We start from the raw sequence: 16576 nt of genomic DNA, 5'->3' as shown, positions 1-16576 counted from the left end.
CGGACGACACCGCACGTGAGGACCGGGCCGGCCGGCGACGCCGGCCCGGTCGCGGGAGTGTGCAAGCCAGGAGTGTGCGAGCGCGGCCGGCCGTGCCGGCCGTGGCGGAGGTGCGGTTGTGACCCAGGAATTCGCCGCTGACCAGAACACCGCCGAAGCGGGGGCGGAGCCTTCCCCGGCGGAACTCCACCGGATCCTCGTCGAATGGAACGACACCGCCTGCCGGGTGCCGCAGGCGACGCTTCCCGAGATGTTCCGGGCGCGGGTCCGGCGGCACCCGGACGCGGTGGCCGTGGTGTTCGGCGGCACCGAGCTGACCTATGCCGAGGTGGACGCGCGGGCGAACCGGCTGGCGCACGCCCTGGCCGGGCGCGGCGCCGGACCCGAGCGGGTCGTGGCGCTGGCGCTGCCGCGGTCGCCGGACCTGATCGTGGCGGAGCTGGCCGTGCTCAAGGCGGGCGCCGCCTACCTGCCGCTCGACCCGGACTACCCGGCGGAACGCCTCGCCTTCATGCTGGACGACGCCCGGCCGGTCTGCCTGGTCACGACCAGGGAGCTGGCGGAGGCCGTGCCCGACGGCGCCGGGACGTCGCGCCTGCTGCTCGACCTGCCCGAGGCCGCGGCCGAGATCGCCGCACGCCCCGGCACGGACCCCGAGGTCGCGCTCGACGTCCGGAACGCCGCGTACGTGATCTACACCTCCGGCTCCACCGGCCGGCCCAAGGGCGTCGTCGTCACCCACTCCGGCGTGGCCAAGCTCGTCGCCACGCAGTCGGAGCGGCTCGGCGTCGGACCGCACAGCCGGGTCCTGCAGTTCGCCTCGCCCAGCTTCGACGTCGCGTTCTGGGACCTGTGCCTCGGGCTGCTCTCCGGCGGGCGGCTGGTGATCGTCCCGTCCGAGCGGCGGGTGCCCGGCCCGGAGCTGGCCGACTACGCCGCAGCGCACGACGTCAACTTCATGATCCTGCCCCCGGCGCTGCTCGCCACGATGCCGGAGGACTGCACGCTGCCCGCCGGCGCCACCCTGCTCGCCGGCACCGAGCGCGTCTCGGCGGAGCTGGTGGCCCGCTGGTCGCCCGGCCGGGACATGTTCAACGCGTACGGGCCCACCGAGGCGACGGTCAACTCGACGCTCGGCGAGTGCCCGGACGACCCGGCGCCGGGCTCGACGGTCCCGATCGGGCGCCCGGATCCGGGCACCCGCGCCTACGTGCTGGACGACGCGCTCCGCCCCGTCCCGGCGGGGGTGACTGCGGAGCTGTACCTCGGCGGCTCGGGGCTGGCCCGCGGCTACCTCGGCCGCCCCGGCCTGACCGCCGAGCGGTTCGTCGCCGACCCGTTCGGCCCGCCCGGCGGGCGGCTGTACCGCACCGGGGACCTGGTGCGGTGGCTGCCCGACGGCCGGCTGGAGTTCGCGGGGCGCGCCGACGACCAGGTGAAGATCCGCGGCTTCCGGGTCGAGCCGGCCGAGATCGAGGCCGTGCTCGGCGGGCACCCGTCGGTCGCGCAGACGGCCGTCACCGTCCGCGAGGACCGGCCGGGCGACCGGCGGCTCGTCGCCTACGTCGTGCCCGCCGCGGGAGCCCCGGCGCACCGCGACGAGGACCGGGAGCGCGAGCAGGTCGGCGAGTGGAAGCGCCTCCACGAGCTGCTCTACACCGCGGTGGCGTCCGGCGACGGCGGTCTGGCGGAGAGCTTCACCGGCTGGAACAGCACCTACGACGGCCGCCCCATCCCGCTGGACGAGATGCGGGAGTGGCGGGAGGCGACCGTCGGGCGGATCCTGTCGCTGCGGCCCCGCCGGGTGCTGGAGATCGGCGTCGGCAGCGGGCTGATCCTGTCGGGGGTCGCGCCGCACTGCGAGTCGTACTGGGGCACCGACCTGTCCGAGGAGGCGGTCACCGCGCTGCGCGGCCGGGTCGGCGGCGTCCCCGGCCTCGCCGGCAGGGTGGAGCTGCGGGCCCAGCCCGCGCACGACTTCGGCGGCCTGCCCCGCGGCCACTTCGACACCGTGGTCGTCAACTCGGTGGCGCAGTACTTCCCCAGCGCCGACTATCTCGCCCAGGTGCTCCGGTCGGCGGTGGACCTGCTTTCCCCGGGCGGCAGCGTCTTCGTCGGGGACGTCCGCAACCTGCGGCTGCTGCGCACCCTGCGGGCCGCCGTGGAGGTCACGCGCCACGACGGCGAGATCGCATCCGAGGCCGTGCCGGAGCTGCGGTCGGCGGTCGAGCAGGCGGTGCGCTGGGAGGGCGAGCTGCTCCTCGACCCGGACTTCTTCCCCGCCCTGGCGCAGAGCGTCGGCGGCGTCAGCGCGGTGGACCTGCGCATCAAGCGCGCCCGGCACCACAACGAGCTGAGCAGGCACCGCTACGACGTGGTCCTGCGCACTCGCACCGGTGACGTGCCGGACGACGCGCAGCGGGCGCGCGAGCTGCGCTGGGGCACGGACGCGGCCGACCTTGCGGCGCTGGCGGAGCGGCTGGCCGAGCGGCCGCCCCTGCTGCGGGTCAACGGCGTGCCCAACGCCCGCCTCACGCCCGACCTGGCGGCCCAGCGGGCACTGTGGCCTGGAGAGCCGCTCCCCGAGGCGATCGACCCCGAGACGCTCTGGAGCCTGGGCGAGGAGTCCGGCTACACGGTGACGGCGACATGGTCCGGCGATGCGGCGGACGGCTCGGTCGATGTGGTCTTCGCCGCCCCCGGTGTCGATCCCGGCGAGGTCTACCGGCCGCGCGGCGACGCCGGTGCCGCGCCGTCCGCGTACGCCAACGCGCCGTCCGGCTTCCGCGACGCGGGCGCCTTCGTGCACGCCCTGCGCGCCCACCTGCGGGACCGGCTGCCCGCCTACATGGTGCCCGCCGCGTTCGTGCCGCTGGCCGAGCTCCCCGTGCTGCCCAGCGGCAAGATCGACCGCGCGGCGCTGCCCGCCCCGGACTACGCCGCCCTGGCCGCGTCCCGCCGCTCAGCCCCGGCGGCGGGCCCCGCCCGCCTCTCCGACCGGGCCCTGCGAGCGCGCGCGGAACTGCTGTGCGGCGTGTACGCCGAGGTCCTCGGCCTGCCGGACGTCGATGCCGACGACGACTTCATCGAACTCGGCGGCGACAGCATCCTGGCGATCCAGGTGCTCATCAGGGCGCGTGCGGCCGGCCTCACGCTCTCGGCGGGGGACGTCTTCCGGAACCGCACCGCCGCCGCGCTCGCCGCGGCCGCGTCCACAGGGGAGGAGCACGCTCCCGCCGTCGGGGACACCGCCGGGGACGCCGCGGAGCCGCTGGTGCGGCTCGGCGACGCCGACACCCGCCGGCTCGCAGAACTCCCCGGCGGTGCCGCTGAGGTGCTGCCGCTCACGCCGCTGCAGGAGGGCTTCCTCTTCCACACCCTCGTCGACGAGCCGTCCGGCAACGTCTACGTCGTCCAGCACGTCATCGACCTGCGCGGGCCCCTCGACGCGGAGGCGCTGCGCCGGGCCATGCAGGCCGTCCTCGACCGGCACGCCCCGCTGCGGGCCGGATTCGTCCGCCTGGACGACGGGCGGATCGTGCAGGCCGTCCCCGAGGGGCGGGTCGCCGTGCCATGGCGCGACGTCGACCTCGGGGGCCTCGGCGCGACCGAGCGTGCGGAGCGCGCCGCTGCCGTGGCGGCGGAGGAGAACGCCCGCGGCTTCGACCTGGAACGGCCGCCGCTGCTGCGCTGCACGCTCGTCCGGCACGACCGCGACCACCACGCCCTGGTGCTGATGTTCCACCACATCGTGGCGGACGGCTGGTCGGTGCAGGTCATGCTCCGCGAGCTCCTGGAGTTCTACGAGCACCCCGGAACCGCGGACGCCGGAACGCGCCCCCCCGCCCCGCCCACTCCCTACCGCGACTACCTCGCCTGGCTTGCGGGGCGGGACCGCGACGCGGCCCTGGCGGCCTGGCGGACCGCCCTCGACGACCTGGACGGGCCGACCCGGCTCGCCGACACCCTCCCGCCCCCGCCCGGCGGCGGGGACGCCCCGGCGCGCCGGCGGGCCGACGTCCGCTTCGAGCTGCCCGAGGAGACCACCGCCGCGCTCGCCGACCGCGCCCGCCGGCACGGCCTGACGCTCGGCACCCTGGTGCAGGGCGCCTGGGGGCTGCTGCTCGGGCGGATGACCGGTCGCGGGGACGTGGTGTTCGGCACGGCCGTCTCCGGGCGGTTCGCCGACATCGCCGGCATCGAGTCGATGGTGGGCATGTTCGTCAACACGCTGCCGGTGCGGATGTGGTGGCGGCCGGGCGAGCCGCTCGCCGCGGCGCTCACCCGGCTGCAGGACGCGCAGTCGGCGCTGCTCGACCACCAGTACCTCGGGCTCGCGCGCATCCAGCGGCTCGCCGGGGCGGGGGACCTGTTCGACACCCTCGTCGTGCTGGAGAACTATCCCGAGGAGCGGGACCTGCGCGACCCGTCGGGCACCGTCGAGATCACCGGTGTCGACTTCACCAACGTCGAGCAGTACCCGCTCGCGCTGATCGTCCTGCCGGGCCGGCGGCTGGCGCTGCGGATCGACCACGACGCCGCCAGGATCGACGCGGCCACCGCCGAGCGGATCGCCGCGCGCCTGGCGGCGGTGCTGGAGACCTTGGCCGCGGACCCGTCCCGCCCCGTCGCGGCCCTGGAACCGCCCGCGGACGGCGAGCGGGCACGCGCCGCGCTCGCCGGAGCGCCGGTGCGGCCGGCCGCTCCCACCCTGCACGCCATGGTCGCGGCGCGGGCCGCCGCGGCGCCGGACGCCGTCGCCGTCATCGGCGACGGGCCGGACGCGACGCTCACCTATGCCGCGCTGGACCGGCGGGCGGACGCCGTCGCGCGCCGCCTCCGCGCGCGCGGGACGCGGCCCGGCGACATCGTGGCGGTCGCGGTGCCGCGCTCGCCCGAGCTGGTCGCCGCCCTGCTCGGCACGCTGCGGTCGGGCGCCGCCTACCTGCCGCTCGACGCGGACCTCCCCGCGGACCGGCTGGCGTACATGCTCGCCGACTCCGCCGCCCGGACCGTCCTGACCACGCGGGAGGCCGCGGGTCGCCTTCCGGAAGCGGACGGCGTGTCCCGCGTGTTCCTCGACGAGGACGTTGACGCCGCGGACGGCGACCCGGGCGGCCGGTCGGTGTGGGAGACGGCCGGGCCGGAGCACCCCGCCTACCTCCTGTACACCTCCGGGTCGACGGGCCGCCCCAAGGGCGTCCTCGTCCCGCACCGCGCCGTCGTCAGCCAGATGACCTGGCTGGCGGAACGGTTCCCGCTCGGCGCGGACGACCGCGTCCTGCAGCAGCTCTCGGCCGCCTTCGACGCGTCCCTCCTGGAGTTGTTCTGGCCGCTGTGCGCCGGGGCCGGGATCGTCCTGACCCGCCCAGGCGGGCAGCGCGACACCGCCCATCTCGCGCGCCGCGTCCGCGAGCACGGCGTCACGACGATCGCGATGGTGCCGTCGATGCTGGCGGCGTTCCTCCAGGCCGCCGAGGACGCCGGCGACCTGGCGGCGCTGCGCGGCCTGCGCCGGGTGTTCAGCGGCGGCGAGGCGCTGACCGGCGAGTTCGCCGCGCGGTGGACCGCGCTGACCGGCGTGCCGATGTACAACGTGTACGGGCCGACCGAGACGACGATCCAGGTCGCGTACCGGGAGTACGGCGGCGCCGCGGACGGCCCGGCCGTGCCGATCGGGGGACCGGTGGGCGGCACCCGGCTGTACGTCCTGGACGGCGCGCTGCGTCCCGTGCCGCCCGGCGCGGCGGGCGAACTCTACGTCGGCGGGAGCCAGGTCGCCCACGGCTACCACCGCCGGGCCGGGCTGACCGCCGAGCGGTTCGTCGCCGACCCGTTCGGCGCGCCCGGCGAGCGCATGTACCGCACCGGCGACCTCGTGCGCCGGCACGGCCGCGGCGGCGCCGGGTACCTCACGTACCTGGGACGGGTCGACCGGCAGGTCAAGGTCCGCGGCAACCGGATCGAGCTGGGCGAGGTCGAGGCGCGGATCGCGGCGGAGCCGGGCGTGCGGCGCGCGGCCGTGGTCGACCGCCGCGACGGTCCGGGCGGCGCGCGGCTGGCCGCCTACGTGGTGCCCGAGCCCGGCGTCCACCTGGACGCCGAGGCGCTGCGCGAGTCGCTCGCCGCGACGCTTCCCGAGGCGATGATCCCCTCCGACGTCGTCGTGCTCGGCGAGCTGCCGCTGACCCCGGGCGGCAAGATCGACCGGGCCGCGCTGCCCGCGCCCGCCGCCGGGCGGGCGGCGGCGCGGGCGCCGCGCACCGAGCGCGAGCGGCTGTTCTGCGACATCTTCGCCGAGGTGCTCGAGACCGCCGAGGTCGGCGCCGACGACGACTTCTTCGCGCTGGGCGGCGACAGCATCCTGTCGATCGTGGTGTCCGGGCGGGCGCACCGGGCCGGGCTCGTCGTCGGGCCGCAGGACGTGTTCGAGCACCCCACCCCCGCGGCCCTGGCAGCCGCCGCGCGGGAGGTCGCCGGCGAGACCGGCTCCGGCGGCACGGCCGAACTGGTCGCGCTGACGGACGCGGAGCGGGAGCGGGTCTCGCGGCTCGCGCCGCTTCCGGTCGAGGAGGTCTGGCCGCTGTCGCCGCTGCAGGAGGGGCTGTACTTCCACTCCAGCTACGACACCGGCGCGCTCGACGTCTACACCGCGCAGGTCGCGTTCGACTTCAGCCGCCGCGTGGACGCCGCCCGGCTGCTGGACGCGTGCGCCGCAGTGCTGGCCCGGCACACCGCGCTCCGAGCCGGGTTCACCAACGACGGGCTCCCGCAGCCGGTGCAGTTCATCGGCGCCGGGCCCGCCCCCCGGCTGGAGGAGATCGACCTCTCCGGACTCGACCCCGAGAGCCGGGAGGCGGAGATCGGCCGGATTCTGGCGGCCGACCGCAGGCGCCGATTCGACCTCGCCGCACCGCCGCTGTTCCGGCTGCTGCTGATCCGGCTCGGCGACGGAGCGGACGGAGACGCGGCGGACCGGCTCGTCATCACCCACCACCTGATCCTGTGGGACGGGTGGTCGGCGTGGCTGTTCTTCGAGCAGCTCATCGCCATGTACGAGCGGGCCGAGGACGAGCGGCGCGGCGACACGGTCGACCTGCCGCCGCCCGGCTCGTACCGCGACTACCTGGCCTGGCTCGGCACGCAGGACGCCGGCCGCGCCAAGGAGGCGTGGCGGGACGCGCTGGCGGGCCTGGCCGAGCCCACCCTCGTCGGCCCGGTGGACCGGGCACTCGAACCGGTGATCCCGGACCGCAGCCGGGCCGAGCTGCCGGTGCCGCTCACCGAGCGGCTCTACGCGGCGGTGCGCCGCCACGGCCTGACGCTCAACACGGTGTTCAGCGCGGCGTGGGCGCTGGTGCTGTCGAGCGCCACCGGCCGCGAGGACGTCGTGTTCGGCACGGCGGTGGCGGGGCGGCCGGGCGACGTGCCCCGGGTGGAGGGCATCATCGGGATGTTCCTCAACACGGTCCCCGTCCGGGTCACGCTGGATCCGCGCGAACCCGTCCCCGGCCTGCTGCGGCGCGTGCAGGGCGAACGGGTCGCGCTCATGCCGCACGACTACCTCGGCCTGGGCGACATCCAGCAGGCCGCCGGGCACTCCCGGCTGTTCGACACCCTCTACGTGCTGCAGAACCTCGGCGACGAGGACGACATGGCCGAGCTGCAGGAGCGGCACGGCATCGTGGAGGCGGAGGGCCTCGACGCCACCCACTACCCGATCACGTTCGTCGTGACGCCCGGCACGCCGGTGCGGATGAAGATCGACCACCGTCCCGACGTCATCGGCCGCCCGCTCGCCGAATCCCTGCTGCGGCGCTTCACGACCCTGGTCGAACGGCTCGTGGACGGCCTGGAGAGCGAGGAGCGGGCCGGCGGGGCGGTGCCGCGCGTGGGCGCGCTCGACCCGCTGGAGCCGGCGGAGTGGCGGGCCCTGGCGGACGAGTGGGACGCCACCCGCCGCCCGGTGCCCGACGAGACCGTCTCGGAGATGCTCGCGGCGCAGGCCGCGCGCACCCCTGACGAGGTCGCCGTCGTCGCCGGGGACGAGACCCTCACCTACGCCGAGCTGGACGCCCGCGTGAACCGGCTCGCCCGGCTGCTGCTGGCGCGCGGCGCCGCACCGGAACGGGTGGTGGCGCTGGCGCTGCCGCGTTCGGCCGACATGGTCGCGGCGCTGTTCGCGGTGCTGCGCACCGGCGCGGCGTACCTGCCGCTGGAACTGGACCACCCCGCCGACCGGCTGGCGCACATGCTCGCCGACGCGGCGCCGGCCTGCGTCCTGACGACGGAGTCCGTCGCCGCGTCCGTCCTGCCCGACGGCCCGGGACGCATCGCGCTGGACGCCCCGGACACCGCCGCCGAACTCGCCTCGCTCCCCGGCGGGGAGATCACCGGCGCGGAGACGCCCGGTTTCGAACCCGGCCGCCCGGGCCGCCTGGAGCACCCGGCGTACCTCATCTACACCTCCGGCTCGACCGGCCGCCCGAAGGGCGTCGTCACGCCGTACCGGGGGCTGACCAACATGCAGCTCAACCACCGGGAGGCGATCTTCGCCCCGGCGATCGCGTCGGCGGGCGGGCGGCGGCTGCGGATCGCGCACACGGTCTCGTTCGCCTTCGACATGTCGTGGGAAGAGCTGCTGTGGCTGGTCGAGGGCCACGAGGTCCACGTCTGCGACGAGGAGCTGCGCCGCGACGCCGAGGCGCTCGTCGCGTACTGCGACCGCCACCGCGTGGACGTCGTCAACGTCACGCCGACGTACGCGCACCACCTCATCGAGGAGGGCCTGCTGGACGGGCACCGGCCGCCGCTGGTGCTGCTCGGCGGCGAGGCGGTCACCGAGACCGTCTGGTCCCGGCTGCGCGACACCGAGGGCACGTCCGGCTACAACCTGTACGGCCCGACCGAGTACACGATCAACACGCTCGGCGGCGGCACCCGCGACAGCGACACCCCGACCGTGGGCCGCCCGATCTGGAACACCCGCGCCCACGTCCTCGACACGGCGCTGCGCCCGGTGCCGGACGGGGCGCCCGGCGAGCTGTACATCGCGGGCACCGGGCTGGCGCGCGGCTACCACCGGCGGCCCGGCCGAACCGCGGAGCGTTTCGTCGCCGACCCGTTCGGCGCGCCCGGCGACCGGATGTACCGGACGGGCGACCTGGTGCGCCGCCGACCCGACGGGAACCTCGACTTCCTCGGCCGCACCGACGACCAGGTCAAGATCCGCGGCTACCGGGTGGAGCCCGCCGAGGTCGGCGCGGCGCTGGAGGAGCACCCGGCGGTCGCGCACGCCGCCGTGGTCGCCGACGCGTCCGGGCCCGGCGGCGTGAAGCGGCTCGCCGGGTACGTCGTCCCGGAGTCCTGGCCGCCCGGTGACGCGGACGCCCTGACGGCGGCGCTCCGCGCGCACCTGAAGGAGCGGCTGCCCGACTACATGGTCCCGGCGGCGCTGCTGCCGGTGGAGCGGCTGCCGCTCACCGTGAACGGCAAGCTCGACGTCCGGGCGCTGCCCGCGCCCGCCGTGACCGCCGCCGCGGCGAGCCGCCCGCCGCGCACGCCCGCCGAGGAGGCCCTGTGCGGCCTGTTCGCCGAGCTGCTCGGCGTCGGCCGGGTCGGCATCGACGACGACTTCTTCGACCTCGGCGGCCACTCGCTGCTGGCCACCCGGCTGATCGGCCGCGCCCGCGCCGTGCTCGGCGCGGAGCTGGCCATCCGCGACCTGTTCGAGGCGCCCACGGTCGCCGAGCTGGCCGGGCGCGCCGCCGCGGCCCACGCGGGGGCGCGCCCCGCCCTGGCGCCGGCCGCGGACCGGCCCGGTGAGCCGCCGCTGTCGTTCGCCCAGCGGCGGCTCTGGATGATCGAGCAGCTGACGCCGTCGGCCGCCTACAACTTCCCGCTGGTGATGCGGCTGCGCGGGGCGTTCGCCGCCGCCGCGTTCGGTGCCGCGCTGGCCGACGTCATGGACCGCCACGAGGCGCTGCGCACGCTCGTCGGCGAGCGCGAGGGCCGGCCGTTCCAGCGGGTGCTGCCGGCCGGTGAGGCGCGGCCCGAAGTGCGCGTCATCGAGGCGGCCGAGGACGCGCTCGGCACGGTGCTCGCCGGCGCGCTGGGCCGCCGGTTCGACCTCGCGTCCGAACCGCCGCTGCGCGCGACCGTCGTCCGGCTCGCCGAGGACGAGCACGTCGTGGCGCTGCTCCTGCACCACATCACGACCGACGAGTGGTCGGACGGGCCGTTCCTGCGCGACCTGGCCACCGCCTACGCGGCACGTGCCGCCGGGCGGGCCCCCGAGTGGGAACCGCTGCCGGTGCAGTACGTCGACTACACGCTCTGGCAGCGGCGGCTGCTCGGCGACCGCGCCGAACCCGGCAGCCTCGCCGCGCGCCAGCTCGCCTTCTGGAAGCGGACCCTGGACGGCGCCCCGGAGCGGCTGGAGCTGCCCACGGACCGGCCGCATCCGGCGCGGCCGGCCATGTCCGGCGGCGAGCTGGTCGTCGAACTGGACCCCGGGGACTGCGCGGGCCTGCGCCGGCTCGCCCAGCGCGGCGGCGCCAGCATGTTCATGGTGTGCCACGCGGCCGTCGCCGCGCTGCTGCACCGCCTCGGCGCCGGGGACGACCTCCCGCTCGGCGCGCCGATCTCCGGCCGCACCGACGAGGCGCTGACCGACCTGGTCGGCTTCTTCGTCAACACGCTGGTGCTGCGCACCGACGTGTCCGGCGACCCGACGTTCGCCGAGCTGCTCGCTCGCGTCCGGGAGACCGACCTGGCCGCCTTCTCGAACCAGGACGTGCCGTTCGAGGCCGTGGTGGAGGAGCTGAACCCCGTCCGCTCGCCCGACCGCAACCCGCTGTTCCAGGTGATGGTCGGGTACCGCAACCGAGGTGGCGGCGACGTCGAGTTCGCCGGGCTGGAGGTGCGCCCCGAGCCGGTCGAGGCGCGCACGGCGAAGTTCGACCTGGTGTTCAGCTTCGGGGAAGACGCGGAGACCGGACGGATCTCGTGCGTGCTGGAGTACCGCTCCGACATCTTCGACCGGTCGACGGTCGCGACGCTGGGGGAGCGGCTGTCGCGCCTGGTCGCCGCCGTCGCCGCGGACCCGGAGCTGCGCGTCGGCGACATCGACGTGGTGACCGCCGAGGAACGCGCCCTGGTCCTGGACGGATTCAACCGCACCGACCGCGAGGTGGCCGAGGAGACCATCCCCGAGATGTTCCGGCGGCGCGTGGCGGAGCGTCCCGGAGCCGTCGCCGTCGTGGACGGCCCGCGCACCCTCACCTACACCGAGTTGGACGCGCTGGCCGACCGCATGGCGCGGCTGCTCGCCCAGTACGGCGTGGGCCCGGAGAGCGTCGTCGGCGTCGCGGTGCCGCGCTCGGCGGAGATGGTCGCGGTGATGCTGGGCGCGGGCAGGCTGGGCGCGGCGTTCCTGCCGCTCGACCTCGCGCACCCGGCCGACCGGCTCGCCTACATGCTCGGCGACGCGGGCGCCGCGGCGGTCGTCGTCACCGAGCAGGTCGCCGGGAAGGTGCCCGAGGTCGAAGGCGTCCGGCCGGTGGTGCTGGACGATCCGGCCGTCGCGGCGCGGCTGGCCGGCACCGAACCGGGCGGGCCGTTCCCGCACGTCGCGCTCGACCAGGCCGCCTACGTCATCTACACGTCCGGCTCGACGGGGCGGCCCAAGGGCGTCGTCGTCCCGCACGAGGGCATCGGCAGCCTCGTCGCCACGGCCGTCGACCGGATGGGCCTCACGCCGGACAGCCGCGTCCTGCAGTTCGCGTCCATCGGCTTCGACGTCACGATCTTCGAGCTGGCGATGGCGCTGTGCCACGGCGGGCGGCTCGTGCTCGTCCCCGACGAGGCGCGCGTGCCGGGCCCGGACCTGACCGGCTTCATGAACGGCCAGGGCATCACGCACGCCATCCTGCCGCCGTCCCTCGTCGCGGCGCTGCCCGCGGGCTGCGCGCCGCCCGCGGGCGCGACGGTGCTGGTCGGCACCGAGACCGTCCCGCCGGGAGTGATCGCGCGCTGGGCCGGGCACCTGCGGCTGCTGGCCGCCTACGGGCTGACCGAGGCGACGGTGAACTCCACCCTGTGGCCCGCCGAGGAGGGCTGGACGGGCGCGGTCCCGATCGGCGCCCCCGACCCCAACACCCGCGTGTACGTGCTGGACGAACGCCTGCGGCCGGTGCCGCCCGGGGTGCCCGGCGAGCTGTACGTCGCCGGGCGCGGTCTGGCCCGCGGCTACCTCGGACGGCCCGGCCTGACCGCCGAGCGGTTCGTGGCGTGCCCGTTCGGCCCGCCCGGCACCCGCATGTACCGGACGGGCGACCGCGCGCGCTGGCGCCCCGGCGGCGACATCGACTTCCTCGGCCGCGCCGACGACCAGGTGAAGGTCCGCGGGTTCCGCATCGAGCCCGGGGAGGTCGCCGGGGCGATGACGCGGCACCCGGGCGTCCGGCAGGCGGCCGTGGTCGCCGACCGCGGCGGGCCGGACACGAGACTGATCGGCTACGCCGTCCCGGAACCGGGGGAGGGCCCGCCCGACCCGGCCGAGGTCCGCGCGCACGTCGCGACGCTGCTCCCGGACTACATGGTCCCGGCGGTGGTCGTGGTGCTCGACGGCCCGCTGCCGCTCACCCCCAACGGCAAGCTCGACCGCCGGGCGCTGCCCGCCCCCGACTGGGCGGCGATGACCGGTTCCGCGCGGCCCGGCACGCCGCGGCAGCGGGAGCTGGCCGCCATGTTCGCCGAGGTGCTCGGCCTGCCCGGGGTCGGCCTCCACGACAACTTCTTCGAGCTCGGCGGCCACTCCATGTCGGCGATGCGGCTGCTCGCCCGGGTCCGGACGGCGCTGGACGCGGGGCTCGCCCTGCGCGACGTGTTCGACGCCCCGACGGTCGCCGCGCTGGCCGAACGCATCGACGCGGCCGGTGGCTCCGGCAGCGGGCCGCGGCTCGCCGCCGGCGCCGAGCGTCCTGAGACGATGCCGCTCGCCCCGCCGCAGGAATGGCACTGGACCCGCTACCGGCAGGGCGCGGGCAGGGCCTACACCGCGGCGTTCGCGCTGCGATCCGGCGATCTCGACGGCGACGCCCTGGCGGCGGCGCTCGCCGACGTAGCCGCGCGCCATGAGCCCCTGCGCACCCGCTTCCCCGGCGGGCGGCCCGAGCCCGCCGAGCCGGTGCTGGAGCACGTCCGGGCCGGCGACCTCGACGCGTCGCTCCGGGAACTGGCCCGCGAACCCGCGGACCTGGAGGCGCGCCCGCCGCTGCGGGCCCGCCTGCTCACCGATCCCGGCGGCGCGCGGGCGCTCCTGCTGACCATGCACCACATCGGCGTGGACGACTGGTCCACGGTGCCGCTGAGCCGCGACTTCGCCGCCGCCTACGCGGCGCGGCGGAGCGGGCGCGAGCCGGAGCCGCCGCCACTGCCCGTCTCCTACACCGACTACACGCTGTGGGCGCACCGGGTGGCCGATGATGTTGAGGAACGTCAGCTCGCCTACTGGCGCGAGGCCCTGGACGGGCTGCCCGTCCGGATCTCCCTGCCCTACGACCGGGAGCCGTCCCCGGACCACCGGGGCGTGGGCGAGTACGTGGAGTTCCAGATCGGAACCGGACTGCACCGGGCGATCGGCGAGCTGGCGGCGCGGACCGGGACGAGCACGTTCATGGTGCTGCAGGCCGCGCTGGCGACCCTGCTCACCCGGCACGGGGCGGGCACCGACGTCCCGATCGCCTCCCCGGTCGCGGGCCGCGCCGACGACCGGCTCACCGACCTGGTGGGCTGCTTCTCCAACACCGTCATCCTGCGCACCGGCACCGGCGGCGACCCGGAGCCCGGCGAGCTGCTCGGCCGGGTGCGGGACACCGACCTGGCCGCGTTCGACCGGCAGGACGTCCCGTTCGACCGGGTCGCCGCCGCGCTCGGCCTGGCCGCGCCGCAGGTGCTGCTGACCCAGCACGAGCAGGTGGCCCTCGCGGAGGTCCCGGGCCTCGGCGCGGGGTTCGACCTCGTCCCGACCGGCGCGCTCTCCGCCGAGCTCGCGCTCGGTTTCTACGAACCGCGGGGCGCCGGGCCCGTGGACTGCGTACTGGTCTACGACGCGGAGCTGTTCGACCGCGCCACGGCCGAGCGCCTGGCCGGTGAACTGCTCGACATCCTGAGGAGGAACACCCGATGAGCACCAACCCGTTCGAGGACCCCGAGGGCCGCTTCCACGTCCTGGTCAACGACGAGGGGCAGCACTCGCTGTGGCCGTCGTTCGCGGACGTCCCGGCCGGCTGGCGGTCCGTGTTCGGCGAGGACACCCGCGCCGCCTGCCTGGAGTACGTCGAGCGGAACTGGACCGACCTGCGCCCCCGCAGCCTCGCCGAGGCCATGGACGGAACCACGGCCCAGGCGGACTAGGAGCGGTGGCCGTCGGACCAGGCCCGCCATAGCGCGGCGTACCGGCCTCCGGCGCCCACCAGCTCGTCGTGGGTGCCGGTCTCCACCACGCGGCCGCCGTCGAGGACCACGATGCGGTCGGCGGCCGCGGCCTGGGTGAGCCGGTGCGCCACGACCAGGGCCGTCCGGCCCTCGATCGCGGCCGAGGCCGAGGACTCCAGTTCCCGGGCGCCCGCGCTCCCCGCCTCGGCGGTGGCCTCGTCCAGCACGACCACGGGCGGGTCGGCCAGCACCAGTCGCGCGAGGGCGAGCTGCTGCGCCTGGGCGGCGGTGAGCCGGTGGCCGCTCTCGCCGACGACCGTGTCCAGCCCCTGCGGCAGCGCCAGCGCCCAGTCCAGCGCGCCCACCCGGGCGAGCGCCGCGCGCAGCTCGCCGTCCGCCGCGTCCGGCCGGGCCAGCCGCAGGTCGTCGGCGAGCGGACCGGCGAAGACGTGCACCTCCTGGGTCACCAGCCCGACCTCGCCCTCGGTGAGGGCCGTGCCGGCGTCGGGGCGGTGGATGCCCGCGATGAGCTTGGCCAGCGTCGTCTTGCCCGCGCCGCTGGCGCCGACCAGCGCCACCCGCTCCTTCTCGGTGATGTGGAGGTCGATGTCGTGCAGCACGGGATGGCCGCTCCGGTAGGAGTAGCGGACGCCGCGGACCTCGACCGGCCCGCGGGCCGGCCCGGTGCGCCCGGCGGCCGCCTCCTCGGCCCGGAGCGGGGCGGCGTCGGCGACGCCGACCAGGCGGGCCAGGCCGGCGGTGGCGCTCTGCGCGTCGTCCGCCAGGCCGAGCGCGATGTTGATCGGGGCGAACAGGTTGTGGAAGTACAGCGCGGCGGCGCTGGCCGTGCCGATGCTCACCGCACCGCCCCGCACCAGCAGGAAACCGGTCGCCAGCACGGCCGACAGCCCGACGAACTCGGCGAGGTTCAGGCGGGAGTAGAACCGCGTCACCAGCCGGACCCCGCGCAGCGCCAGGTCGACCGCCGCGAGCGACCGGGTCCCGACGCGCCCGGTGTGCTCGTCCTCCAGCCGGAACGCCCGCACCGTGGACGCGCCGCCGACCGAGCCGAGCAGCTCCTGCTGCTGCGCGCCGACCGCGACGCGCTGCGCCGCGTACAGCGGGACGGCGCGGCGCACGTACCACCGCACGGTGTGCGCCTGGATGGGGACGGCCAGCAGCGCCACCAGCAGGAACCGCCAGTCGAGGAACGCCAGCGCCACCAGGGTCAGCGCGATGGCCAGCAGCGACCTGGCCAGCGCCGGCACCGCCTCGCGGACCGCGGTGGTCACCTCCGACACGTCGTTGGTGACCCGCGACGTCAGGTCCCCGGAGCCGGCCAGCTCGACCCGCTCCAGCGGCAGCCGCAGGGCCCGTTCCACGAAGCGCTCGCGCAGCGTCGCCAGCATGCCCTCGCCGGCGCGGGCGACCAGGCCGAGCCCGTAGGCGGTCGCCACCCCCTGGACGACCGCGATGACCGCGAGCCATACGACGGGCGTGGTGAGCGCGGACGCGGGCCGGCCCTTCGCCACCAGGTCGACGATGTGCCCCAGCACCGGCGCGGTGAGCAGCCCGACCGCGGTCGCGCCGATCAGGGCGAGGAACCCGCCCGCGATCGTGCGCCGGTGCGGGCGCGCCAGTTCGCGGACGGCGGCGCGGGTGCGCGCGGCCGACGCCGTGGGCAGCAGCTCCCGCTCGTCTGTGGTCGTCACCGGGGGTCGTTCTCCTCTGCCTGAAGGACGGGCGAGCTAAAGGACGGGCGAGTTAAAGGACGGTCGCGCGGTAGGCGGGGTGCTCGTGGACGAGGTCGCCGTGGGCGCCTTCGGCGGCGACGGCGCCGCCGTCCACGAACACGACCCGGTCGGCCGCGGCCAGCAGCGCCGGGCTCGTCGCCACCACGATCGTCGTCCGGCCGCCGCGCGCCTCCCGGACGCCGGCGGCGATCCGCGCCTCGGTGAAGGCGTCGACCGCGGTGGTCGGGTCGTGCAGCACCAGCACCGGCGCTGCGGCGGCGAGCGCGCGGGCGAGCGCGACGCGCTGCCGCTGCCCGCCCGACAGCGACCGCCCCCGCTCGGTGAGCACGGTCGCGGTGCCGCGGGGCAGGTTCGCGGCGACCTCGTCCGCCGCCGCGGCCGCC

Annotated in this window: 3 protein-coding genes and 1 pseudogene; 2 read left to right on the top strand and 2 right to left on the bottom strand. The window is 76.4% G+C overall.

The features are described 5' to 3' along the window. Positions 1-118: 118 nt before the first annotated feature. Positions 119-14191: pseudogene (locus IEZ03_RS15585) on the top strand (amino acid adenylation domain-containing protein); the annotation flags it as partial. After that, entirely contained in the window at positions 14188-14418 is a 231-nt protein-coding gene (locus IEZ03_RS15580) for an MbtH family protein (RefSeq protein ID WP_184883858.1), read from the top strand. The pseudogene IEZ03_RS15585 and the gene IEZ03_RS15580, both read left to right, overlap by 4 nt. Here IEZ03_RS15580 and IEZ03_RS15575 read toward each other — a convergent pair. Then, positions 14415-16151, bottom strand: a complete 1737-nt coding sequence (locus IEZ03_RS15575; RefSeq protein WP_184883859.1) for an ABC transporter ATP-binding protein — start codon at positions 16149-16151, stop codon at positions 14415-14417. The genes IEZ03_RS15580 and IEZ03_RS15575 overlap by 4 nt on opposite strands. Before the next feature lie 52 nt (positions 16152-16203). Continuing rightward, the coding region (locus IEZ03_RS37930; protein ID WP_229808315.1) for an ATP-binding cassette domain-containing protein at positions 16204-16576 on the bottom strand (373 nt) is incomplete at its 5' end.

It is taken from the genome of Actinomadura livida, from assembly GCF_014648675.1.
GTDB classification, from domain to species: domain Bacteria; phylum Actinomycetota; class Actinomycetes; order Streptosporangiales; family Streptosporangiaceae; genus Spirillospora; species Spirillospora livida.
The sequence above is the reverse complement of the archived record's forward strand: the minus strand, read 5'-3'. Positions and strand labels throughout refer to the sequence as shown.

Bases quoted from the DNA above. Each gene is read 5' to 3' on its own strand.
- IEZ03_RS15580 (WP_184883858.1), top strand. From the start codon at position 14,188: ATGAGCACCAACCCGTTCGAGGACCCCGAGGGCCGCTTCCACGTCCTG.